At 68.6% G+C, this 24,297-nt stretch carries 17 protein-coding genes and 4 pseudogenes; 17 read left to right on the top strand and 4 right to left on the bottom strand.

All coding sequences use genetic code 11. The features are described from left to right. The first annotated feature begins 91 nt into the window (after nucleotides 1-91). The 5 genes and pseudogenes from PGN37_RS26135 to PGN37_RS26115 all read left to right on the top strand — a co-directional run. Complete coding sequence (locus PGN37_RS26135; protein WP_335333874.1) at nucleotides 92-2,050, top strand: 2-oxoacid:acceptor oxidoreductase subunit alpha; 1,959 nt, start codon at nucleotides 92-94, stop codon at nucleotides 2,048-2,050. Next, nucleotides 2,047-3,123, top strand: a complete 1,077-nt coding sequence (locus PGN37_RS26130; RefSeq protein ID WP_335333873.1) for a 2-oxoacid:ferredoxin oxidoreductase subunit beta — start codon at nucleotides 2,047-2,049, stop codon at nucleotides 3,121-3,123. The genes PGN37_RS26135 and PGN37_RS26130 overlap by 4 nt, the downstream gene beginning before the upstream one ends. A 46-nt stretch (nucleotides 3,124-3,169) precedes the next feature. After that, nucleotides 3,170-3,787 carry a molybdenum cofactor guanylyltransferase gene (gene mobA / locus PGN37_RS26125; RefSeq protein WP_335333872.1) on the top strand — a complete coding sequence of 206 codons (618 nt, stop codon included), beginning with the start codon at nucleotides 3,170-3,172 and terminating at the stop codon, nucleotides 3,785-3,787. A 947-nt stretch (nucleotides 3,788-4,734) separates the two neighbouring features. Next, a pseudogene (locus PGN37_RS26120) lies at nucleotides 4,735-4,968 on the top strand (transglycosylase family protein); the annotation flags it as partial. Nucleotides 4,969-5,298: 330 nt separating this feature from the next. After that, nucleotides 5,299-5,529 (top strand): annotated as a pseudogene (locus tag PGN37_RS26115) (transglycosylase family protein); the annotation flags it as partial. A 177-nt stretch (nucleotides 5,530-5,706) separates the two neighbouring features. Here PGN37_RS26115 and PGN37_RS26110 read toward each other — a convergent pair. Further along, the gene (locus tag PGN37_RS26110) at nucleotides 5,707-6,858 is read right to left on the bottom strand and encodes an FAD-dependent oxidoreductase (protein WP_335333871.1); all 1,152 of its coding nucleotides are present in this window, start codon (nucleotides 6,856-6,858) and stop codon (nucleotides 5,707-5,709) included. A gap of 38 nt (nucleotides 6,859-6,896) precedes the next feature. Between PGN37_RS26110 and PGN37_RS26105 the strand changes: the two genes are divergently transcribed. The 12 genes and pseudogenes from PGN37_RS26105 to proB all read left to right on the top strand — a co-directional run bounded on the left by PGN37_RS26105 (nucleotide 6,897) and on the right by proB (nucleotide 22,378). Beyond that, complete coding sequence (locus tag PGN37_RS26105; protein WP_335333870.1) at nucleotides 6,897-8,885, top strand: S9 family peptidase; 1,989 nt, start codon at nucleotides 6,897-6,899, stop codon at nucleotides 8,883-8,885. 11 nt (nucleotides 8,886-8,896) lie between these two features. Further along, nucleotides 8,897-10,153, top strand: coding sequence for a saccharopine dehydrogenase family protein (locus PGN37_RS26100; protein WP_335333869.1), 1,257 nt, complete (start codon nucleotides 8,897-8,899; stop codon nucleotides 10,151-10,153). Nucleotides 10,154-10,198: 45 nt separating this feature from the next. After that, nucleotides 10,199-10,786, top strand: coding sequence for a DUF937 domain-containing protein (locus PGN37_RS26095; RefSeq protein WP_335333868.1), 588 nt, complete (start codon nucleotides 10,199-10,201; stop codon nucleotides 10,784-10,786). Between the two features lie 27 nt (nucleotides 10,787-10,813). After that, entirely contained in the window at nucleotides 10,814-13,480 is a 2,667-nt protein-coding gene (locus tag PGN37_RS26090) for a valine--tRNA ligase (protein ID WP_335333867.1), read from the top strand. Continuing rightward, complete coding sequence (gene folC / locus PGN37_RS26085) at nucleotides 13,477-14,895, top strand: bifunctional tetrahydrofolate synthase/dihydrofolate synthase (RefSeq protein WP_335333866.1); 1,419 nt, start codon at nucleotides 13,477-13,479, stop codon at nucleotides 14,893-14,895. Before PGN37_RS26090 ends, folC begins: the two co-directional genes overlap by 4 nt. After that, nucleotides 14,892-15,275, top strand: a complete 384-nt coding sequence (locus tag PGN37_RS26080) for a DUF4233 domain-containing protein (protein WP_335333865.1) — start codon at nucleotides 14,892-14,894, stop codon at nucleotides 15,273-15,275. The genes folC and PGN37_RS26080 overlap by 4 nt, the downstream gene beginning before the upstream one ends. Before the next feature lie 27 nt (nucleotides 15,276-15,302). Further along, nucleotides 15,303-15,713, top strand: coding sequence for a nucleoside-diphosphate kinase (gene ndk, locus PGN37_RS26075; protein WP_335333864.1), 411 nt, complete (start codon nucleotides 15,303-15,305; stop codon nucleotides 15,711-15,713). 310 nt (nucleotides 15,714-16,023) lie between these two features. Then, nucleotides 16,024-18,963, top strand: a complete 2,940-nt coding sequence (locus PGN37_RS26070) for an Rne/Rng family ribonuclease (RefSeq protein WP_442933027.1) — start codon at nucleotides 16,024-16,026, stop codon at nucleotides 18,961-18,963. A 159-nt stretch (nucleotides 18,964-19,122) separates the two neighbouring features. Continuing rightward, a complete protein-coding gene (gene rplU / locus PGN37_RS26065) occupies nucleotides 19,123-19,446 on the top strand; it encodes a 50S ribosomal protein L21 (protein WP_046366659.1) in 324 nt (107 codons plus the stop codon). Between the two features lie 18 nt (nucleotides 19,447-19,464). Further along, on the top strand, nucleotides 19,465-19,731 hold the full coding sequence (gene rpmA, locus PGN37_RS26060) for a 50S ribosomal protein L27 (protein WP_043410731.1): 267 nt from the start codon (nucleotides 19,465-19,467) through the stop codon (nucleotides 19,729-19,731). A gap of 95 nt (nucleotides 19,732-19,826) precedes the next feature. Further along, nucleotides 19,827-21,253 (top strand): annotated as a pseudogene (obgE, locus tag PGN37_RS26055) (GTPase ObgE); the annotation flags it as partial. Nucleotides 21,254-21,265: 12 nt separating this feature from the next. Beyond that, nucleotides 21,266-22,378, top strand: coding sequence for a glutamate 5-kinase (gene proB / locus PGN37_RS26050; protein WP_335333879.1), 1,113 nt, complete (start codon nucleotides 21,266-21,268; stop codon nucleotides 22,376-22,378). Here proB and PGN37_RS26045 read toward each other — a convergent pair. From PGN37_RS26045 to PGN37_RS26035, 3 genes and pseudogenes are all read right to left on the bottom strand, one after another. Then, nucleotides 22,375-22,908 (bottom strand): hypothetical protein, encoded by a 534-nt coding sequence (locus PGN37_RS26045; protein WP_335333863.1) that lies wholly within the window; start codon nucleotides 22,906-22,908, stop codon nucleotides 22,375-22,377. The genes proB and PGN37_RS26045 overlap by 4 nt on opposite strands. Before the next feature lie 87 nt (nucleotides 22,909-22,995). Next, nucleotides 22,996-23,831: pseudogene (locus PGN37_RS26040) on the bottom strand (NAD-dependent protein deacetylase). Between the two features lie 46 nt (nucleotides 23,832-23,877). Next, the coding region (locus tag PGN37_RS26035; protein WP_335333862.1) for a cysteine hydrolase family protein at nucleotides 23,878-24,297 on the bottom strand (420 nt) is incomplete at its 5' end.

Below are 24,297 nucleotides of genomic sequence, written 5' to 3'. Positions count from 1 at the left end.
GCGACTCGATGGGCATTCGCTCGCAAGCGTCGCTGGGGCGCACGCGCGACGCGCGCCCAGAGGAGACGAGAGAGACACGGAAGGCAAGCGAGTGGCAGACAACGGCACCGTGAGTGCGAAGGCATCCGGCGCGCCCCGGCAGAAGCTCGAGAAGGTCGTCATCCGCTTCGCCGGCGACTCCGGAGACGGTATGCAGCTCACCGGCGACCGGTTCACCTCGGAAGCAGCCCTGTTCGGCAACGACCTTGCCACGCAACCGAATTACCCCGCCGAGATCCGCGCACCCCAGGGCACGCTGCCCGGCGTCTCGTCCTTCCAGATCCAGATCGCCGACTACGACATCCTCACCGCGGGCGACCGCCCCGACGTGCTGGTCGCGATGAACCCGGCTGCTCTCAAGGCCAACGTCTCCGACCTGCCCCGCGGTGGCCTGATCATCGCCAACTCCGACGAGTTCACCAAGCGCAACCTGGCCAAGGTCGGCTACGACGCCAACCCTCTCGAGACCGACGAGCTCTCGGACTACGTGGTCCAGGCCGTCGCGATGACCACGCTGACGCTCGGCGCCGTGGAGTCGATCGGCGCCAGCAAGAAAGACGGTCAGCGCGCCAAGAACATGTTCGCGCTCGGACTGCTGTCGTGGATGTACGGACGCGAGCTCGAGCACAGCGAGGCGTTCATCCGGGAGAAGTTCGCCCGCAAGCCCGAGGTGGCCGAGGCCAACGTGCTGGCGCTCAAGGCCGGCTGGAACTACGGCGAGACCACCGAGGCGTTCGGCACCACCTACGAGGTCGCCCCGGCGAAGCTGAAAAGCGGTGAGTACCGGCAGATCTCGGGCAACACCGCGCTCGCGTACGGCATCGTCACCGCGGGCCAGCTGTCCGATCTGCAGGTCGTGCTCGGCACCTACCCGATCACCCCGGCATCGGACATCCTGCACGAGCTGTCCAAGCACAAGAACTTCAACGTGCTGACGTTCCAGGCCGAGGACGAGATCGCCGGCATCGGCGCGGCGATCGGCGCGTCCTATGGCGGCGCAATCGGCGTCACCAGCACCTCCGGGCCGGGCATCTCGCTCAAGTCGGAGGCCATCGGCCTGGCCGTGATGACCGAACTGCCGCTGCTCGTCATCGATGTCCAGCGCGGTGGCCCGTCGACCGGTCTGCCCACCAAGACCGAGCAGGCCGATCTGCTGCAGGCGATGTTTGGCCGTAACGGTGAGTCGCCGGTGGCCATCCTGGCTCCCCGCTCACCGTCGGACTGCTTCGACATCGCGGTGGAGGCAGTACGCATCGCGATCAACTACCACACGCCGGTGATGATCCTGTCCGACGGCGCGATCGCCAACGGGTCCGAGCCGTGGCGCATCCCGGACGTCAGCACGTTCACACCGATCGAGCACACCTTCGCCAAGGAAGGCGAACCCTTCCAGCCGTATGCGCGCGATCCCGAGACGCTGGCCCGCCAGTTCGCGGTGCCGGGCACCCCGGGCCTGGCGCACCGCATCGGTGGGCTCGAATCGGCCAACGGGTCGGGCAACATCTCCTACGAGCCGAAGAACCACGACCTGATGGTCCGGCTGCGGCAGGAGAAGGTCGCCGGCATCGACGTCGCCGATCTCGAGGTCGACGACCCGACCGGTGACGCCGAGCTGCTGCTGCTCGGCTGGGGTAGCAGCTACGGACCGATCGGTGAGGCGTGCCGGCGCGCCCGACGCAAGGGCATCAAGGTCGCCCACGCGCAGCTGCGTCACCTCAATCCGTTCCCCTCGAACCTGGGTGACGTGCTGGGCCGCTACTCCCAGGTCGTCCTACCCGAAATGAACCTCGGTCAGCTGGCGCTGCTCCTGCGGGGCCAGTTCCTCGTCGACGTGCAGTCGGTGACCAAGGTGGAGGGCATGGCGTTCTTGGCTGACGAGGTCGAGAGCATCATCGACTCCGCGCTGGACGGGACACTGGCCGAGAAGGAATACGAGAAAGCCAAGTTCGCGCGGCTGGCTGCGGCCACCATCGACATCGAAGCGACTGACGCGACCGGAGTGAACGCATGACCGACGTGATGGGCACCGACCTCGGACTGACGCCTCTGACCAAGATGAGCTTGGTCCCGACGACCGACCAGCCGCAGAAGGCCAAGGACTTCACCAGCGACCAGGAGGTGCGCTGGTGCCCGGGCTGCGGTGACTACGTCATCCTCAACACGATCCGCAACTTCCTGCCGGAACTGGGGTTGCGGCGCGAGAACATCGCATTCGTCAGCGGTATCGGCTGCTCGAGCCGCTTCCCGTACTACTTGGAGACCTACGGGTTCCACTCGATCCACGGCCGGGCGCCGACGATCGCGACCGGACTCGCACTGGCGCGCGAGGACCTCTCCGTCTGGGTGGTCACCGGAGACGGCGACGCCCTGTCCATCGGCGGCAACCACCTGATCCACGCGCTGCGCCGCAACGTCAACCTGACGATCCTGCTGTTCAACAACCGGATCTACGGGCTGACGAAGGGGCAGTACTCGCCGACGTCAGAGGTCGGCAAGGTCACCAAGTCGACGCCGATGGGCTCGCTGGACTATCCCTTCAACCCGGTGTCACTGGCTCTGGGTGCCGAGGCGACGTTCGTGGGTCGCGCGCTGGATTCCGACCGCAAGGGCCTGTCGGAGGTGCTGCGCGGTGCCGCAGAGCATCGCGGTGCCGCACTGGTCGAGATCATGCAGGACTGCCCGATCTTCAACGACGGGTCGTTCGACGCGCTGCGCAAGGAAGGCGCTGAGGAGCGGCTGATCAACCTGCGCCACGGCGAGCCGATCACGTTCGGCGTCGACGGCGAGTATTGCGTGGTCAAGTCCGGCTTCGGGCTCGAGGTCGCCAAGACCGCCGACGTCGCCGCCGACCAGATCGTGGTGCACGACGCGGAGCTCGACGACCCGGCGTATGCGTTCGCACTCTCGCGGCTGTCGGAGCAGAACCTCGACCACATGGTGATGGGCATCTTCCGCAAGGTCAGCAAGCCGACCTACGATGACGCGGCGCGCCAGCAGGTCGCGGCCGCACGCGAGGCCCGCGCACACGACACCGCCGCGCTGCAGGCGCTGCTGCGCGGCAAGGACACCTGGTCGGTCGACTGATCGTTCTTCGGGCATCCGCCCGTCGTGCTGAGCTAACGTCACCTGTGTGACGTCACCGCTGCCGTTGGCCGCTGTCATCCTCGCCGGAGGCGCTTCCCGCCGCATGGGCCGGGACAAAGCTGCCGTCGTGATAGACGGACCATCGGGTGAGACGACGCTGCTGCAGCGCATGGTGTCGATCGTGAGCCCCCGCTGCGCGCCCGTCTTCGTGATCGCCGCGCCCGGCCAGGCGTTGCCCGAGGTGGACGCGACGGTGCTGCGCGACGAGGTCCGGGGGGTCGGCCCGCTGCGGGCCACCGGGCGCGGTCTGCGGGCAGCCGCAGAGGCCGGTGTCGCCCATGCCCTCGTGTGCGCGGTGGACATGCCCGAGCTGACCGTCGAGATCGTCGACACGCTCGCTGGTCCGGCGCAGCGGCTCGGTGTCGACGTGGTGCTGCCGTGGGATGGCCGGGATCACTACCTGGCGGGCATCTACCGCACCGAGTTGCATGACGTCGTCGATCGGCTGATCACCGCGGGCCAGCGCAGCATGCGCGCGCTGGTGGATTCGGTCGACACTCAGCGGATCGTGATGCCCGAGCAGCCGGCGCTGACCAATGTGAACACCGAGGCCGACCTATCGTCGGTGATCCCGCCGAAATTCTCGCAGCAAATTCCTTCATGAGTGGCGTCGAATTCCGACGCAGCGACGCCGAATTCGGGACACATTGTTAGTGCAGCGAACAGTTGTGGATTCGGCGTCGACGCCGTCGGTGTCCGTCGTGTTCGGGTCCCGGTCGGGTGATCGTTGCACGCCCCGAAAGCCTTTCGCTGCAACATAATTCAGACTGGAGCGGGTGAAAACGCCTTCCGCGGGCCGTGGTTGACCTGCGGGTCCGACGTGTTCGCTTCGCCGCACAATGGTCGCCGGAATGGCCGTCTCGGATAAAAGTGTTGTCTCTCTAGAATGCCTTCGCGACAACTCGTGTTCGGTTGTGCCGCAGTAATACCCGCGACCGACAGGATCTCTGAGCCCTGAGTCGGCGCCGATGTCGAGGACGGTTTCGCGAACCCGGTGGAACTCCACGGCGGACGCCGCGGGGTGAGGTGTCGGGGGTCACAAAAACGTGGTGATTTGGCTCACGCGGACGGCGTTTTGCGCGGCGTGCGACGGTCACATCGAACCTCGCCTCGACCAGCACGGATATTCGCTCATTGCGTCGTGATCGTTTCGTGATCTGCCGGCAATTGATCCGTCACCCGAGATGACTTTGCGTTTCCACCTTTGTACGGTCCCAAACAGCTTCGAAAGCGAAGTCCATAACTCAAAACCACGAACCAGCGTGTGTGTGGGCCACGGGAGGCGTAACGCCTCCGCCGGCGCCGGACTTCTCCGGCGAGATCGATTGCGATCTCCCTCAGTCGTACCCGACCGAGACGGTGCGACCCGACAACCCCCGCCTGTGACAGGCAGCACGGCCGTGTGTCCGCACGGCCTGTTTCGGCGCGCGCTCGGCGAAAGGACGAAAGTTGAAGAACATCCGCAAGACGTTTGGGCTGGCCACCATCGCCGGCGCGCTCGCTGTCGCACCCATGGCAGCGGTCACGGGCATCGGGGCCGGAACCGCGAATGCGGACAGCGTCAACTGGGATGCCGTCGCAGCGTGCGAATCGGGCGGTAATTGGGCCATCAACACCGGAAACGGGTACTACGGCGGCCTGCAGTTCACGATGAGCACCTGGAAGTCCAACGGCGGCTCGGGCTCGCCGCACGGCGCAAGCCGCGAAGAGCAGATCCGCGTCGCAGAGAACGTGTTGCGGTCGCAGGGCATCGGCGCATGGCCGGTGTGCGGTCGCCGCGGCTGACCTCAATACCACGCTTCACGCGAGGCGGTGTCGACTTCGGTCGACACCGCCTCGTTTTTCTCAGCTTTCTCACAGGCCTCTTACACCAGATAAGTAACGTCTAAAACTTCATTCTCATCGGTAACAGGTGATGTTGGTCACCCGACAGACCGGACAGCCGCAGCGTGAGACGCCTTCGTCGCATGCGGGCCTTGGGTCACAACGGTCGGGGAAGGACCGCAGAACATGAGCATCACGACGATTGTCAGCAAGGGCCTGATGGCCGCCGCGCTCTCCGGAGCCTTCGCCGCTGTACCGATGGCGCTGGACAGCGCCACCGCGACCGCGCACGCCGACTCGGTGAACTGGGACGCCATCGCGCAGTGCGAGTCGGGCGGCAACTGGAGCATCAACACCGGCAACGGGGCATATGGCGGCCTGCAGTTCAAGCAGGCAACCTGGAGCTCCAACGGTGGTACGGGGAGCCCGGCCACGGCCTCGCGCGCCGAGCAGATCCGCGTCGCGGAGAACGTGCTGCAGAGCCAGGGCCTCAAGGCATGGCCCAAGTGCGGTGCCGCGGGCATGCAGGCCGCGCAGGTGTGGGGCACGACCCCCGCCCCGTCCGCTGTCGTTCCGACCTCTGCGCCCGCCACTGCGAAGGGCTGCGCGAACCTGCCGACCTCCGCGCTCGGCGGCTTCGTGGACCTGCGCAAGATGTGCACGGCGATCTTCACGCCCCGCGCCGCGCGCTGAGCCTGATCAATCCAGCGGCACGGCGAAGGCCGAGCGCGCCGCGATCGAGGCCAGGTGGGCGGTGACGACGCGTTCGGGCAGCGCCGCGGTACCCCAACTCGCGGCCGCACCCAATGCCGTGGGTCGCGCGTTCAGGATGCGCCCGATGGTCGCGGCTTCCCTCACCAGCGCGCGCACCCGGCGTCGGCGAAAGGTCGCGAACGAGGTGAACGCGTCCGGCAGATCCGCTTCTTGCGTCACGCACCGCGCCAGGACAGCAGCGTCCTCGATGCCCTGACATCCACCCTGCCCGAGATGCGGCCGCATCGGATGGGCGGCGTCGCCGACGATCACCATCGGTCCGCGGGACCACCGCCGGGGGGCCGCGCGGTCGTAGAGATCGTTGCGGAGCAGGTTCTCGGGCGCGGTGGCCGCCAGCAGCTGCGGGATCGGCGTCGCCCAGCCCGACAGCAGACGGGCCAGGTGGGCGTGCTCGCCGTCGGGCGCGCGACCACCCTCCGGTGTCCGCTCCGTCGCGAACCAGTACGTGTGCTCAGGGCCCAGCGGCACGTGACCGACCTGCATGCCCGGGCCGAGGGTCTCGCCGGAAAGATCCGGATCCAGCGGGATGTCGGCGACACCCCGCCACGCGGTGTACCCGACGTAGCGGCTCGGCAGCTCCCCGTTGAGGGTGGTCGCGACAACCGAACGGACGCCGTCGGCGCCGACCAGCGCGTCGGCTGCCAGGACGTCACCGCCCGCGGTCGTGACCTGCACCCCGGACTCCGTCGTCGACACCGTCGTCACCGACGCCCCGGTGATCAGCGCACCGGGCGGGAGCGCATCGGCCAGGAGGCCGGTCAGCGTCGATCTGCGGACCACGACCAACGGCTCTCCGAGGGCGGTGACCATCCGTTGGCCGGCGGGCCGTCGCAACCACCGTCCGCTGCGCCAGCGGATCGCGCCAGCGGTGACGCGGCCACCGGCGTCGCGAACGGCATCGCCCACACCGATCTCGTCGAGCGCGGCCAGCGCGTTGGGCCAGATGCTGATGCCCGTGCCCGTGCCGAGATCGGTCCGCTGCTCGAGCACGCGGACATCGTGACCGTCGCGGTTCAGTGCGACGGCGGTCGCCAGTCCGGCGATGCCGGCGCCGACGACGATGAATCGCGCTGGCATGGGCTGACCCTAGCCGTCGGCTGTGTTACGAAGTGGGCATGGCCCCCGATAGCCCGTTCGACGACCTGGACACCTACCTGTCGCTGCCCCGGGTGAGCGGCCTCGCCATCACGCCGGACGGTTCACGCGTCGTGACCACGGTGTCCGTCGTCAACGACGAACGCACCCAATTTGTCAGCGCGATCTGGGAATTGGACCCATCCGGTGATTCGGCGGCGCGCCGGATCACCCACGGCCGCACCGGCGAATCGGCGCCGGTCCTCACCGCGGACGGCGATCTGTTGTTCCTGGCGGGCCGAGACACCGCCGAGGACATCGCGAAGGACAGCGAACCGTCGAAGGCGCTGTGGCGCCTGCCAGTGGCCGGGGGAGAGGCCACCCCAGTCGCGATGTTTCCCGGAGGGGTCGACGCCGCGGCGGCGGCGAGTGCCTGCGACGTCACCGTCGTCACGGCACCCGTTTTGCGCTCGGCACGTGACATCGACGACGACCGCAGGCTGCGGGACGCGCGTTCGACAGCCAAGATATCGGCGGTGCTGCATACCGGATATCCGGTGCGGCACTGGGATCACGACCTCGGCCCGGACCAACCCCACCTGTTCGCCGCCCACGGGCGACGCGACCTCACCCCCGACGCCGGTGACGCGCTGCGCGACGCCGACCTCGACGTCAGTGCGGACGGTTCGTTCGTCGTCACGACGTGGCAGGTGCCCGCGCCGGGGGCGGCGATACGAAAGACGTTGGTACGCATCGACATCGGAACTGGGAGCCGGTCGACGCTACTCGACGACCCGGACGCCGACCTCGGCATGCCGGCGATCTCGCCGGACGGATCGGCGGTCGCCTTCACTCGGGAGTCGTTCTCCACGCCGACGCAGGCACCGCGAATCACGCTGTGGCTCATCCGTTTCGGGTCGGCTGCGGTGGAGATCACCGGCAGCTGGGATCGGTGGCCGACGTCGGTCACGTGGGCGCCCGACGGCGGGTCGCTGCTGGTGACGGCCGACCAGTCCGGCCGCGGACCGATCTTCACCGTCGACGTGTCGACCTCCGCAGTGCGGCCGCTGGTCGACGACGACTTCACTTACACCGATCTGCAGGTGGCGACAAGCGGTTCGATGTTCGCGCTGCGCAGTTCCTATGCCGCGCCGCCACATCCGGTCCGCATCGACCCGGACGGCACCGTGACGGCCTTGCCCTGCGTCGCACTGCCCACGCTTCCCGGCACGCTGACCGAGGTGACCGCCCATGCCGACGACGGGGTGCCGGTCCGGTCCTGGCTGGCGCTGCCAGAGGGCGATACCGCCGCGCCGCTCGTGCTGTGGATTCACGGTGGCCCACTGGCGAGCTGGAACGCCTGGCACTGGCGGTGGAACCCGTGGCTGATGGTGGCGCGCGGGTACGCCGTGCTGCTGCCCGACCCTGCGCTGTCCACCGGCTACGGCCAGGATTTCATCCAACGTGGCTGGGGCGCATGGGGATTCGACCCGTATACCGACCTCATGGCGGCCACCGATGCGGCGTGCGAGCATCCCCGCGTCGACGCCACCCGCACCGCGGCCATGGGTGGCTCCTTCGGCGGCTACATGGCCAACTGGATCGCCGGCCACACCGACAGATTCGCAGCGATCGTCACCCACGCCAGCCTGTGGGCGCTCGACCAGTTCGGCGGCACCACCGACGGTGGCTACTGGTGGTCCCGCGAGATGACACCGGAGATGACCGCCGCCAATTCGCCCCACCGATTCGTCTCCGACATCGAGACCCCGATGCTGGTGATCCACGGCGATCGGGACTACCGAGTGCCGATCGGGGAAGCGCTGCGCCTCTGGTACGAGCTGCTCAGCTCATCAGGGCTGCCCGCAGCCGCGGACGGCTCCACCGAGCACCGCTTCCTCTTTTTCCCGTCGGAGAACCACTGGGTGTTGAGCCCGTCGCACGCCAAACTCTGGTACCAGGTGGTGTTCGCGTTCCTGGCACGTCACGTCCTCGAGGAGGACACCGAACTGCCCGAGACCCTCGGGTAGCGTCGGGCCACATGAGCTCACCGGACCGCGAATTCGACATCGTCCTCTACGGCGCGACAGGATTCGTCGGCAAGCTGACCGCCCTCTACCTCGCCTCCGCCGCCGGGGACGCCCGCATCGCACTGGCGGGCCGCTCGGCCGATCGGCTGCTCGGGGTTCGCGAGACACTGCCCGCGTCGGCGCAGTCGTGGCCGCTGATCACCGCCGACGCCTCCGATCCGTCGTCGCTGGCCGCCATGGCCGCCCGGACCCGGGTCGTGATCAGCACGGTCGGTCCCTACCTGCGGTACGGCCTGCCGCTGGTGGCCGCCTGCGCGGCTGCCGGTACCGACTACACCGACCTGACCGGCGAACCGCTCTTCATCCGTCGCGCGATCGACGAGCACCACAAGCAGGCGGTCGACACCGGCGCGCGCATCGTGCACTCCTGCGGGTTCGACTCCATCCCGTCAGACCTCACCGTCTTCGCGCTGTACCGCCGGGCGGTCGAGGACGGCGCGGGCGAGCTGGGGGACACCAACTTCGTCGTGCGCCGCTTCGCCGGCGGGATGTCCGGCGGCACGATCGCCTCGATGACCGAACTCGCGCGGGAGGCCGCCGAGGACCCCGAGAGCCGTCGGCTTCTCAACGATCCCTACACGCTGTCCCCGGACCGCGGCGCCGAACCCGAACTCGGCGGCCAGCCCGACGCGCGCTGGCGACGCGGCCGCGACATCGCCCCCGAGCTGGACGGCTACTGGGTGGGCGCGTTCGCGATGTCGGTGCCCAACACCCGCATCGTGCGGCGCAGCAACGCGCTCCTCGAGTACGCCTACGGCCGCCGGTTCGAATACGCCGAGCAGATGAGCCTCGGCAAGTCCCCGCTCGCGCCCCTGGCCGCCGCGATGACCACCGGTGGCAACATCGCCGCCATCGAGCTCGGCAGCCGGTTCCTCAACCGGGTGCCACGCAGCGCGCTGGAACGTGTCCTGCCCAAGCCCGGCACCGGCCCCAGTGAGCAGACCCGCGAGAGCGGTCACTACACCGTCGAGACGTACACCACCACGTCGTCGGGCGCTCGTTACGTGGCGCGCATGTCGCAGCAGGGCGATCCAGGCTACAAGGCCACCTCGGTGCTGCTCGGCGAGAGCGCCCTGGCGCTGGCAACCGATCGCGACAAGCTCTCCGACCTGCTCGGTGTGCTGACCCCGGCGTCGGCGATGGGCGACGCGCTGTTGACCCGCTTTCCAGCCGCCGGAGTGGAGCTGGACGTCATCAAGCTGGCCTGACCGAACGCCGGTCACAGCGCCGTCGCCGGGTCTACCCTGACGCTCATGAGCGGCCTCGATGACCTGTACAACCAGATCCCCGTCCAGCAGATCGCCGGACGCTTGGGTGTCGACGAGAGCGAGGTCGACAGCGCGGTCAAGACGCTGGTGCCCGTCCTCGTCGGCGGCCTGCAGCACAACGCCGAAGACCCCGGAACCGCGCAGGGCATCGCCTCGGCCGCCGACTCGCACGCCCGCAGCGGACTGCTCGACGGAGGCGTGAGCGTCGATCAGGTCGACGAGGCCGACGGGTCCCGCGCCGTCGCGAAGATCTTCGGCGGCAACGACACCGGGCAGGTGGCGTCCGCGCTGTCCGGCGGCGGTGCAGGCAACAGCGACCTGATCCAGAAGCTGCTGCCGATCCTCACGCCGATCGTGCTCGCCTACATCGGCAAGCGGCTCTCAGGCGGAGGGCAGGTGCCGGGACAGTCCGGTGGGGGCGGCATCGGCGACATCCTCGGCAGCATCCTCGGCGGAGGTGCGAAACCGGGCGGGAACAACCCGCTGGGCAGCATCCTGGGCTCCGTGCTGGGCGGTGACAAGGCCGGCGGGGTGGGTGACATCCTGGGCGGCCTTCTGGGCGGGAAGAAGTAGTTCGCAGCGTCTTCCTAGAATGGCTCGGTGACCTCCCAGCCGCTCGCCAACGCCGGACCCTCCGGGCTCGATGCCCTGCCCAAGTCGTGGGACCCCGGGGCCGTCGAGAGTGATCTGTACCAGGGCTGGGTGGATGCGGGATACTTCACCGCCGACCCGGCCAGCGACAAGCCCGCCTACTCGATCGTGCTGCCGCCGCCGAACGTGACGGGCAGCCTGCACATGGGTCACGCGCTCGACCACACGCTGATGGACGCGCTGACCCGCCGCAAGCGCATGCAGGGCTACGAGGTGCTGTGGCTACCCGGCATGGACCACGCCGGTATCGCCACCCAGACTCTCGTCGAAAAGCAGCTGGCCGCCGACGGGAAGACCAAAGAGGATTTCGGGCGTGAGCTGTTCATCGACAAGGTGTGGGACTGGAAGCGGGAATCCGGCGGCACCATCGGCGGCCAGATGCGCCGCCTGGGTGACGGCGTCGACTGGAGCCGTGACCGTTTCACCATGGACGAGGGGCTCTCCCGTGCGGTGCGCACGATCTTCAAGAAGCTCTTCGATGCCGGGCTGATCTATCAGGCCGAGCGCCTGGTCAACTGGTCGCCGGTGCTCGAGACCGCGATCTCCGACCTCGAGGTCAAATACGAGGACATCGAGGGCGAACTGGTCTCGTTCCGCTACGGGTCCATGTCCGACGACGAACCGCACCTGGTGGTGGCCACCACCCGCATCGAGACGATGCTCGGCGACACCGCCATCGCGGTGCATCCCGACGACGACCGCTATCGTCACCTCGTCGGCACGACGCTGCCCCATCCGTTCCTCGATCGTCAGATCGTCATCGTGGCCGACCATCACGTCGACCCCGAATTCGGCACCGGCGCAGTCAAAGTCACCCCGGCACACGATCCCAACGACTTCGAGATCGGCCTGCGGCACCAGCTGCCGATGCCCACGATGCTCGACACCAAGGGCCGGATCGCCGACACCGGGACGCGGTTCGACGGAATGGACCGCTTCGAGGCGAGGGTCGCGGTGCGCGAGGCGCTGGCAGAAGAGGGCCGGATCGTCGCCGAGAAGCGCCCCTACCTGCACAGCGTCGGCCATTCCGAGCGCAGCGGCGAACCGATCGAGCCGCGGCTGAGCCTGCAGTGGTGGGTCAAGGTCGAGTCGTTGGCCAAGGCCGCGGGCGACGCGGTGCGCAGCGGCGACACCGTGATCCACCCGCCGAGCCTGGAACCGCGCTGGTTCGCCTGGGTGGACAACATGCACGACTGGACGATCTCGCGCCAACTCTGGTGGGGGCATCGCATCCCGATCTGGCACGGCCCCAACGGCGAGACGGTGTGCGTCGGCCCGGACGAGACACCCCCGCCGGGCTGGGAACAGGATCCCGACGTGCTCGACACGTGGTTCTCCTCCGCGCTGTGGCCGTTCTCGACGATGGGTTGGCCCGACCGCACCCCCGACCTCGAGAAGTTCTATCCGACAACGGTTCTGGTGACCGGGTACGACATCCTGTTCTTCTGGGTGGCGCGGATGATGATGTTCGGCACCTTCGTGGCCAGCGACCCGGCCATCACCCTCGACGGACAGCGGAGCGCCCCGGTTCCGTTCGAGAACGTGTTCCTGCACGGTCTCATTCGCGACGAGCACGGCCGCAAGATGAGCAAGTCCCGCGGCAACGGCATCGACCCACTGGACTGGGTGGAGATGTTCGGCGCCGACGCGCTGCGCTTCACACTGGCCCGCGGCGCGAGCCCCGGGGGTGACCTGGCGATCGGCGAAGATCACGCGCGCGCCTCGCGCAACTTCGCCACCAAGCTGTTCAACGCCACGCGATTCGCACTCCTCAACGGCGCCAGCCCGGCACCGCTGCCGCCCGTCGACGCGCTGACCGACGCCGACCGCTGGATTCTCGGCAGGCTCGAAGTGGTTCGCGCCGAGGTCGATTCGGCACTGGACGCCTACGAATTCAGCCGCGCATGCGAGGCGCTGTACCACTTCGCCTGGGACGAGTTCTGCGACTGGTATGTCGAATTGGCCAAAGTGCAGCTCGGCGAAGGTGTTTTGCATACCACGGCCGTGCTCGCAGCCGTCCTGGACACGCTGCTCAAGTTGCTGCACCCGGTAATGCCGTTCGTCACCGAGTTGTTGTGGAAGACGGTCACCGGAGGTGAGTCGTTGGTCGTCGCCGAGTGGCCGACCGCCAGCGGTGTCGATCTCGATCATGCTGCAGCGCAACGCATTGCCGACATGCAGAAGCTGATCACCGAGGTGCGTAGGTTCCGCAGCGACCAGGGCCTGGGTGACCGGCAGAAGGTGCCGGCGCGGCTGTCCGGCGTCGACACCGCCGGTCTGGCCGCACATGTACCCGCCGTCACCGCACTGGCCTGGCTCACCCCGCCGGCAGACGACTTCACCGCATCGGCGTCGGTGGAGGTCCGGCTCTCCGGCGGCACCGTGCTCGCCGAGGTCGACACGTCGGGCACCGTCGACGTCGAGGCCGAACGACGCCGCCTGGAGAAGGATCTTGCAGCCGCCCAGAAGGAGCTCTCCGGCACCTCGGCCAAGCTGGGCAACGAGGCGTTCCTGGCGAAGGCGCCCGCAGACGTCGTCGACAAGATCCGGGCGCGCCAACAGCTCGCCGGAGAAGAAGTGGACCGCATCTCGGCACGGCTGGCCGCCCTGACGTGAGCTCGACCGAACCCGCACCTGACGAGATCGCGGCCCTGCTGCAGGTCGAGCACCTGCTCGACCAGCGGTGGCCGGAGACGAAGATCGAACCCAGCACCGCGCGGATCGCCGCGCTGCTGGAACTGCTCGGCTCCCCGCAGAAGGGCTACCCGTCGATCCACATCGCCGGGACCAACGGCAAGACCTCGGTTGCCCGGATGGTCGACGCGCTGCTGACCGCGCTGCACCGGCGCACCGGTCGCACCACGAGCCCACACCTGCAGTCGGCCGTCGAGCGGATATCGATCGACGGCAGACCGATCAGCCCGGCCGCCTACGTCGACACCTACCGGGAGATCGAGCCGTTCGTGGAACTGGTCGATCGCCAGTCCGAGGCCGGGGGAGGGCCGCGCTGCTCGAAGTTCGAGGTGGTGACCGCGATGGCGTTCGCCGCGTTCGCCGACGCCCCGATCGACGTGGCCGTCGTCGAGGTCGGCCTCGGCGGCCGGTGGGACGCCACGAACGTGGTCAACGCACCCGTCGCGGTAATCACGCCGATCGGCATGGACCACACCGACTACCTCGGTGACACGATCGCCGAGATCGCCGGGGAGAAGGCCGGCATCATCACCCGACAAGAAGACGACCTGGTGCCCACCGACACCGTCGCGGTGATCGCCCGTCAGGTGCCCGAGGCGATGGAGGTGGTGCTGGCCGCCACGGTGCGTGCCGACGCGGCCGTCGCGCGCGAGGATTCCGAGTTCGCGGTGCTCGACCGTCAGGTGGCCATCGGCGGGCAGATGCTCGAACTGCAGGGCCTCGGTGGGCGGTACTCGGAGATCTTCCTGCCGCTGCACGGTGAGCACCAGGCCCACAACGCCGTCCTCGCGCTGGCCGCCGTCGAGGCGTTCTTCGGCGCGGGTGCGGACCGCCAGCTCGACGTCGACGCGGTTCGCGCTGGATTCGCCGCCGTCACATCTCCCGGCCGGCTCGAGCGGATGCGTAGCGCACCAACCGTTTTCATCGATGCCGCCCACAATCCGGCCGGGGCTGCGGCGCTGACGTCGGCGCTGGCCGAGGAATTCGACTTCCGCTACCTGGTTGGCGTGGTGTCGGTGATGGCCGACAAGGACGTCGACGGGGTCCTGTCCGCTCTCGAGCCAGCCTTCGACCACATCGTCGTGACCACCAACGGTTCCCCCCGCGCCCTGGAGGCCGACGCCCTGGCACTTAAAGCCGAGGAGATCTTCGGCCCCGAACGGGTCGCCATCGCGGCCACGCTGCCCGACGCGATCGAGACGGCCACCGCGTTGGTCGAGGAGTCGGGCGGCGACGTCGACGGCGCAGGCGGTATGAGCGGCGCCGGCATCGTGATCACCGGCTCGGTCGTCACTGCCGGCGTGGCGCGCACGCTGTTCGGAAAGGACCCGGCATGAGCACCCCGCCGCCCGATCCGTGGAAGAGCTTCCGCGGCGTCATGGCCGGCACGCTGATCCTCGAGGCCATCGTGGTGCTGCTCGCGCTGCCCGTCGTCGGTGCGGTCGGTGGCGGCCTCACCGGGGGATCGATCGGTTATGTCGTCGGGGTGGCGGTGCTCCTGCTGCTGATGGCAGGCGTGCAAGGCCGGCCCTGGGCGATCTGGGCCAATCTCGGCGTGCAACTCCTGCTGGTGGCCGGCTGGTTCCTGTATCCGGGGATCGGCTTCATCGGCCTGCTCTTCGTGGTGGTGTGGCTGCTCATCGCCTATCTGCGGGCCGAGGTGCTGCGCCGCCAGAAACGGGGCCTGCTGCCCGGGCAGCGGCGCGACGCGGACTAACTGCGGCCTATGGGTAGGCTGTCGGCCGTGACAGAGCGAACCCTCGTCCTCATCAAGCCCGACGGCGTTGCCCGCCGGCTCATCGGCGAGATCATCAGCAGGATCGAAGCCAAGGGACTGACCGTCGCCGCGCTCGAGCTCAAGAACGTCGACGACGCGCTGGCGCGCGCCCACTACGCCGAGCACGACGGCAAACCGTTCTTCGACTCGCTGCTGGAGTTCATCACGTCCGGTCCGGTGGTAGCTGCCGTGCTCGAAGGGCCGCGCGCGATCGCCGCGTTCCGTCAGCTGGCCGGTGGTACCGATCCGGTCGAGAAGGCCGTTCCGGGCACCATTCGGGGCGATCTCGGTCTGGAGACGCAGTTCAACCTGGTCCACGGCTCCGACTCCCCCGAGTCGGCCGCGCGCGAGATCGAGCTCTGGTTCCCCGGACTCTGACCGCCGCGCCGACCCGCTGACGCGGCGTTTCGGGTTCCCCCGCAGTGATGTGGGATACTGGGCGCGAGCGGCCGGCCTGACTACCCCGGGTTGGTCACTCGGATGAAGACTTCGACGACTGCGACCATCGCTACCCCGATGTGGCGCCGACCGTCCAGCCATCATTCAGACCGGCACCGAGGACGTCCCGCCGGGACTCCTCGGAGCGAGACCAACCAGAGTTCGGGATCACGTCGCCCGGACGCAATAGTCAGTAGCCCTCGCGTGGCCGCGTCAGCAAATGACGCGCCCGGGGGCTTGAGGAGAATACGTGGCCGACAATGACAATCTCGACGATGACAATCTCGGTGACAGCCTTCAGGACCCCGGCAGCGCCACGCCCGATGAGGCGCAGCGCGCGGAGCCGGCCAGTGCCGCCCCGCCGCCGCCGCCCGAACGGCTGAGGGTTCACTCCCTGGCCCGCTTGCTCGGCACGACCAGCAGGCGCATCATCGACGCGCTGACCGAGCTCGACGGGCGGACCCGCAGCGCCCACTCGACGATCGGCCGTGACGAAGCCGACCGCGTACGTGCGGCGCTGGCCGAACCCGAATCTGATTCCGCGCCCGAACCCGAATCCGCGCCTGAACCCGAGGCCGTTGCTTCTGAGCCGGTCGCCGAGCAGCAGTCGGACGTGCCCGCTGAGGAGGAGCCGGAGTCACGGCTGATCCTCGAGACTCCGCCCGCGGTCGAAGCCGAACCCGCGGACTACCTGCCCCTGTTCGTCGCGCCGCAGCCGGTGCGCACCGAACCCGCCCACACCGACGACGAGGACGACGACGACTCCAGCTCGGAGTCCGACGCCGACCAGGATTCCGACGCCGACAGCGACTCCGATGAGGACCAGTCGGGCCGGCCGTCGACCAAGCGTCGCCGCCGGGGCCGTCGCGGCCGCGGTCGTGGGCGCGGTGAACAGAACGGCGACGAGCCGGGCAGCGATGACGACGACCAGTCGACCGAATCCGAGGACTCCTCCGAGGCTGCCGAATCCGCCGACGACAACGACGACGACAGCAGCGACGACGACAACGGCGGAGACGGCGCGACGCGCCGCCGCCGTCGTCGCCGCCGACGCAAGACCGGAGCCGGCGCCGACAACGAGAACGGCTCGTCGCCCGACGATCCGCCCAACACCGTCGTGCACGAACGCGAACCGCGCGCCAAAGGCGCCAAAGGCTCGTCGGACTCCGAGATCCAAGGCATCAGCGGGTCCACCCGCCTGGAGGCCAAGCGCCAACGCCGCCGCGACGGTCGCGATGCGGGCCGGCGGCGTCCCCCGATCCTGTCGGAGGCCGAGTTCCTCGCCCGGCGTGAATCCGTCGAACGCACCATGGTGGTTCGCGACAAGGTCCGCAGCGAGCCACCCCACGAGGGCGCCCGGTACACCCAGATCGCGGTGCTTGAGGACGGCGTCGTCGTCGAACACTTCGTCACCTCGGCGGCATCAGCGTCGTTGGTCGGCAACATCTACCTCGGCATCGTGCAGAACGTGCTGCCGTCGATGGAGGCTGCGTTCGTCGACATCGGCCGGGGCCGTAACGGTGTGCTCTACGCCGGTGAGGTGAACTGGGAAGCCGCCGGTCTGGGCGGCGCCCAGCGCAAGATCGAGCAGGCGCTCAAGCCCGGCGACTACGTGGTCGTCCAGGTCAGCAAGGACCCGGTCGGGCACAAAGGCGCCCGGCTGACCACGCAGGTCTCGCTGGCCGGCCGCTACCTGGTGTACGTGCCCGGCGCCTCCTCGACGGGGATCAGCCGCAAGCTGCCCGACACCGAACGGCAGCGGCTCAAGGAGATCCTGCGCGAGGTGGTGCCGTCGGACGCCGGCGTGATCATCCGCACGGCCTCCGAAGGCGTCAAAGAGGACGACATCCGCAGCGATGTCGAGCGACTCCAGACGCGGTGGTCGGAGGTCGAGGCCAAGGCCGGCGAGATCACCGCGAAGAAGGCCGGTGCGGCCGTGGCCCTCTACGAGGAGCCCGACGTGCTGGTCAAGGTGATCCGCGACCTGTTCAACGAGGACTTCTCCAAGCTGATCGTCTCCGGGGACGACGCGTGGACGACGATCAACGACTACGTGACCGGGGTGGCGCCCGAGCTCCTGCCGCGGATGACGAAGTACGAGCCTGCCGCTTCCGACGGCCCCGACGTGTTCGCCGTCCACCGCATCGACGAGCAGCTGACCAAAGCGCTCGACCGCAAGGTGTGGCTGCCCTCGGGCGGCACCCTGGTGATCGACCGCACCGAGGCGATGACGGTCGTCGACGTCAACACCGGGAAATTCACCGGGTCGGGCGGCAACCTCGAGCAGACCGTCACCCGCAACAACCTCGAGGCCGCTGAGGAGATCGTGCGGCAGCTGCGGCTACGGGACATCGGCGGCATCGTCGTCATCGACTTCATCGACATGGTGCTCGAATCGAATCGGGACCTGGTGTTGCGACGGCTGACCGAGGCGCTGGCCCGGGACCGCACCCGCCACCAGGTGTCCGAGGTGACGTCGCTGGGGCTGGTGCAGTTGACCCGCAAGCGGCTCGGCACGGGCCTGATCGAGGCGTTCTCCACGACCTGTACGCACTGTGGCGGGCGCGGCATCATGCTGCACGGCGATCCGGTCGACACCGCGTCGGGCGCGGGTCGCAAAGCCGATTCGAACGGCGGCGGCGGCGGTGGCGGTGGCGGCGGTGGTCGCCGCGGCAAGCGCGGTAAGCGCGGCGCACCCCAGCAGGAGGTGCAGGTCGCCAAGGTGCCCGCCCATTCGCCCGGCGAGCACCCGATGTTCAAGGCGATGGCCGCGGCCAACGGCAAGCACGAGGACGACGATCACGACGACGACGAGACCGTCGACGAGGTCGCTGAACTCGATGCGGATGCGATCGGAGCCGCGGTGGTCGACACCGAGGACGAGGAACTCGACGACGACTTCGACGACTCAGACTCGGATGACGATGACGAGGACTCGGAGGACGACGAGGACGACGACATCGACGTGCTCGACGACGACTCTGACGAAGACGACGACTCTGACGATGATGACTTCGACGACGACTCTGATGAGGACTCAGACGAGGACTCCGACGAGCATGATGAGGATTCCGAGGAGGACGTCGAGGATTCCGAGGAGGACGAGCAGCCCGCTGCCGTCGCTGCACCGCCCGTGCGGCAGCGTCGGCGCGCCGCGGCACGTCCGGCCGGGCCACCTGCTCACGACTGAGCGGTTTGACCCTCAACCCGCTGCTCACGTAACCTTGAGCAGTTGTCTCCAGGGCCTGCCATGGCCGGCCCGAGGCAGGGATGGCAGATCCCGCACCAAGATCCGCACGCAGACCGTCAGGTGATGCGCGCCCGCACGCGAAGTAGAGGATGACCAACGATGGCAGCGCAGAAAGCCACGTACGCGATCGTCAAGACCGGTGGCAAGCAGTACAAGGTCGCCGCCGGTGACATCGTCAAGGTGGAGAAGCTCGACGTCGAGCCCGGTGGCACGGTGTCGCTGCCGGTGGCCCTCGTCGTCGACGGAGCCGATGTGACCACCGACGCGAAGGCGCTGGAGAAGGTCGCGGTCACCGGCGAGGTCCTCGAGCACACCAAGGGTCCCAAGATCCGCATCCACAAGTTCAAGAACAAGACCGGCTATCACAAGCGCCAGGGGCACCGTCAGCAGCTGACGGTCCTCAAGGTCACCGGCATCAAGTAGCGACGGGAGCGACAAGACATGGCACACAAGAAGGGCGCTTCCAGCTCACGCAACGGTCGCGACTCAGCCGCCCAGCGGCTCGGCGTGAAGCGTTTCGGCGGGCAGGTCGTCAAGGCCGGCGAGATCCTGGTCCGTCAGCGCGGCACCCACTTCCACCCCGGCGTCAACGTCGGCCGTGGCGGTGACGACACCCTGTTCGCCACGGCGCCGGGTGCGGTCGAGTTCGGCACCAAGCGTGGCCGCAAGTACGTCAACATCGTGCGGGTGACCCGCACCGACGCCTGACTTCTTTCTCCGACGTCGAGATCGACGTTGTGGCGCCAGACACTCGTACTGTGGCGCCCAATCGTCGGTTTCGGCACTGAGAGAGGAGGACATCGATGACCCGTTTCGTCGACCGCGTGGTGATTCACGCCCGGGCGGGTAACGGCGGCAACGGCTGCGCATCGGTGCACCGAGAGAAGTTCAAACCCCTCGGCGGCCCCGACGGCGGCAACGGCGGGCGCGGCGGCAGCATCGTGTTCGTCGTCGACCCGCAGGTGCACACCCTCCTCGACTTCCATTTCCACCCCCATGTGGTGGCCCCGTCGGGTAAGCAGGGCGCCGGAAGCAACCGCGACGGCGCGGCAGGCGCCGATCTCGAGGTCAAGGTGCCCGACGGCACCGTGGTGCTCGACGAGCAGGGCCGGCTGCTGGCCGACCTCGTCGGCCCCGGTACCCGCTTCGAGGCGGCCGCGGGCGGTCGCGGAGGGCTCGGCAACGCCGCACTCGCGTCGCGAGCCCGCAAGGCCCCCGGCTTCGCGCTGCTCGGCGAGAAGGGCGAGGTCCGCGACCTCACCCTCGAACTCAAGACCGTCGCCGACGTCGGGCTCGTCGGATTCCCGTCGGCCGGCAAGTCCTCGCTGGTGTCGGCGATCTCGGCGGCCAAGCCCAAGATCGCCGATTACCCGTTCACCACACTCGCTCCGAACCTCGGAGTGGTGTCCGCCGGCGACCACACGTTCACCGTCGCCGACGTCCCCGACTGATCCCCGGCGCCTCCGAAGGTCGCGGACTGGGACTCGACTTCCTGCGCCACATCGAACGGTGCGCGGTGCTCGTGCACGTGGTCGACTGCGCGACACTGGAACCCGGTCGCGACCCGGTCTCCGACATCGAGGCGCTGGAAGCCGAGATCGCCGCCTACACCCCGACACTGCAGGGTGACACCACGCTCGTGGACCTCGCCGAGCGGCCACGCGCGGTGGTGCTCAACAAGATCGACGTGCCGGACGCGCGCGAGCTCGCCGATTTCGTGTCCGACGAGATCGCTTCGACGTTCGGGTGGCCGGTCTTCGAGGTGTCCACCGTGGCCCGAGAAGGTCTGCGGCCGTTGACGTTCGCACTGTGGGACATGGTCGCGGCCTATCGTGCGGCGCAACCCGAGGTCGTGCCGCGACGCCCGGTGATTCGGCCCGTGCCGGTCGACGAGACCTCGTTCTCTGTCGCACCGGACGGGCAGGGCGGCTTCGTCGTGCGCGGCACCCGCCCGCAGCGCTGGGTGGCGCAGACCAACTTCGAGAACGACGAAGCCGTCGGATACCTCGGTGACCGGTTGGCGCGCCTGGGTGTCGAGGACGAACTTCTCAAGCTCGGCGCCCGCCCCGGCTGCGCGGTGACCATCGGCGACATGACGTTCGACTGGGAACCGCAGACCCCCGCAGGCGTCGACGTGCACCTGTCCGGTCGCGGCACCGACATCCGACTCGAACAGAACGATCGCGTGTCGGCCGACGAGCGCAAAGCGGCGAGAAAGGCACGTCGGGAGAGTCACCCCCGAATGAGCCGCCACCGCGAGGCGGTTCGCACCGCACGATCGGTGGTCGTCAAGATCGGTACCACCGCATTGACCACGCCGACAGGCGAATTCGACAGCAGCAGGCTCTACGAGCTCGTCGACGCGTTCGAAGCGCGGATGAAGGCGGGCTCGGATCTGGTGATCGTGTCCTCGGGTGCGATCGCCGCCGGGATCGAACCTTTGGGCCTGACGAGGCGGCCCACCGATCTGGCGACCAAGCAGGCCGCAGCGAGCGTCGGTCAAGTGGCCCTGGTCAATTCGTGGAGCACGGCGTTCGCGCGCTACCAGCGCACCGTCGGCCAGGTCCTGCTCACCGCGCACGACATCTCGATGCGGCTGCAGCACACCAACGCCCAGCGCACCCTCGACCGGCTGCGCGCGCTGCATGCCGTCGCGATCGTGAACGAGAACGACACCGTGGCCACCAACGAGATCCGGTTCGGCGACAACGACCGACTTTCCGCGCTCGTCGCCCACCTCGTGGGTGCGGACGCGCTGATCCTGCTCTCCGACGTCAACGGCCTCTACGACGGGGATCCGCGTAAGGCCTCCGATGAGGACCCGGCACGCTTCATCTCGGAGGTTGCCGGGCCCGACGATCTGGCCGGGGTGACGGCGGGGCGGGGCAGCCACCTCGGTACCGGCGGCATGGAGTCCAAGCTGTCCGCCGCGCTGCTGGCCTCCGATGCCGGGGTGCCGGTGCTGCTGGCTGCGGCTGCCGATGCCGCCGCCGCGCTCGACGATGCGTCGGTGGGCACCGTCTTCGCCCCCCGCGCCGAACGGATGTCGGCGCGCCGCTTCTGGGTGCGTTATGCAGCCGAGTCGGCCGGGGCGCTGACGCTGGACGACGGTGCGGTGGATGCCGTTGTGCGGCGGCGCCGTTCGCTGCTCCCGGCCGGCATCACGGCTGTGGCCGGGCGGTTCTCGGGCGGCGATGTCGTCGAGCTGCGCAGCAGCGACGCAACGATGGTGGCTCGGGGCGTGGTGGCCTACGACGCCGCGGAACTGGCAACCATGTTGGGCCAGTCGACATCTGCTCTGCCCGCCGAGCTTCGGCGCCCCGTCGTGCACGCCGACGACCTGGTCGCGGTCTAGAAGCGGTCCCTGACCCAGTTCTCGAGCCATTGTGCGCGGCGCTCGGCGGCGTCGATGGCGTCGTCGTCGGCGCGCCGCACCGGCACCCCGTGCGCGGACGCCGTCTCGACGACCGCGGCGCGCACGGCGGGATCGGCGAGTAGCAGCGTGGCGAGCACACCTGCCGAGAGCGTGCGGTTGCGCAGTCTGCCGCGGTAGTTGACCTCGGCGGGGACCCTCACGTCGAGCAGGCTCGACAGTGGGCCGCCCACCGCGGCCACGGCCGCGGTCAACACGGCGTCGGATGCCAGACCGAGGAGTTGCTTCCGGAAAGGGAAGCGCGGCACAGGAAGTCGGTTGACCTGTGCCTGGAGCGCGTCGGTCAGCAGATAGCCGACCAGACTGTGGGTTTCGATGTCGACGACGTCGGACCAGTCGACGGAGTCGCCGTCGAACTCGACCTCGTCACCGCTGACGGCCAGCCCGCCGAAATGGTTGAGCATGCGGACCGCTCTCTGCAGCGGGTCGGGCAGACGGCTGAGCGCGGCCACCGCGTCGCCGACGCCGAGGGCCCCACCGCTGCGATGCCGGTCCGGATGGCGGCCGCTGCCCGCTCGGCAGCAGCGAGGTCACCACGCTCACACCGGGCTCGCCAAGGCCGGTAGTTCGTCGGCGAGCAGTGCCAGCATCGTGAGCACCCGTTGTCGATCGTCACGGTCGCCAGGTCGTCGCCGCGGGTACGGCCGCGGTTGACGATGGCGATCGGGATGCCGCGCGCCGCCGCGTGCCGCACGAAGCGGTAGCCGGAGTACACCGTCAGCGACGAACCGGCGACCAACAGCGCCTCGGCGTCGTCGACCATCGCGTACGCCTCGTCCACCCGCGGTTTCGGCACGCTCTCGCCGAAATACACGATGTCGGGTTTGAGCATGCCGCCGCAGCGGGGGCAGTCGACGATCCGGAAGCCCGAGGTGTCGCCACGATGGCATCGGCGTCCGGCGCGACGGCGATGCTGTCCAGGCTCCCCACCCGCTCCCGGAACCCGGGATTGGCCGCCTCGAGCATGTCGTCCAGCGCGGTGCGGGACATGCCGCCACCGCACTGCAGACACACCACGTGCACGTAGGTGCCATGCAGGTCGATCACGGCACGGCTGCCCGCCTTGGTGTGCAGCAGGTCGACGTTCTGGGTGATCACACCGGAGACGATGCCGGGTCCGCTCCAGGGCAGCCAGCGCGCGGTGCCCGGCATTGGGCCTGCGTTCGTCCATGTGCCGCCACCCGACGTGGTTGCGGGCCCAGTAGCGCTGCCGGAATACCGGGTCCGACGTGAACTGCCGGATCGTCATCGGGTTGGCCGGCGGGGAGTCGGGCCCTCGGTAGTCCGGGATACCCGAGTCCGTCGACATGCCGGCGCCGGTCAGGACGGCGATGCGACGGCCGCGCAGCACGGCGACCAGTTCGGGGGACTCCACGACATCGAGGATAGGTGTGGGCGCGATCGGTGCAGCTCAGAGACGGTCAACGGAGACACTGGTCGGCGCCGTCAAGGATCTCGGCACGCATGTTCTGCTCCATCATCTGCAGCGCTGCGTCGCCGAGGTCCGGGTCGATGTGGGCGACGGCGTCACGCGGGACCACGACCGGGAAGTGCCGCACATAGGCGTCCAGCGCGGTGTAGAGGACGCACTGCTCGGTGACCTGACCGGTCAGCACGAGCCGTTCGGGTTTCAGCTGGCTCAGCAGATACGCCAGCGACGTGGCGTAGAACGCGCTGTGGCGCACCTTCGTCATCACCCGAAGGCCCTGCTGCGGAACGATCGGCTTCACCAGATCGGGCCGCTCGCCCTCCAGTGCTTCGCGGACGATGTCGCTGAATTCGGCGCTGAAGTCTCCGTAGTTGTCGTTGACGTAGATCAGCTCCACGTCGTCGCGCTCGTG

The sequence above is a fragment of the Mycobacterium kyogaense genome (assembly GCF_036946525.1).
Classification (GTDB): Bacteria; Actinomycetota; Actinomycetes; order Mycobacteriales; family Mycobacteriaceae; genus Mycobacterium; species Mycobacterium kyogaense_A.
Note: the sequence above shows the minus strand (reverse complement) of the source record. Positions and strands in the feature narration are given on the sequence as shown.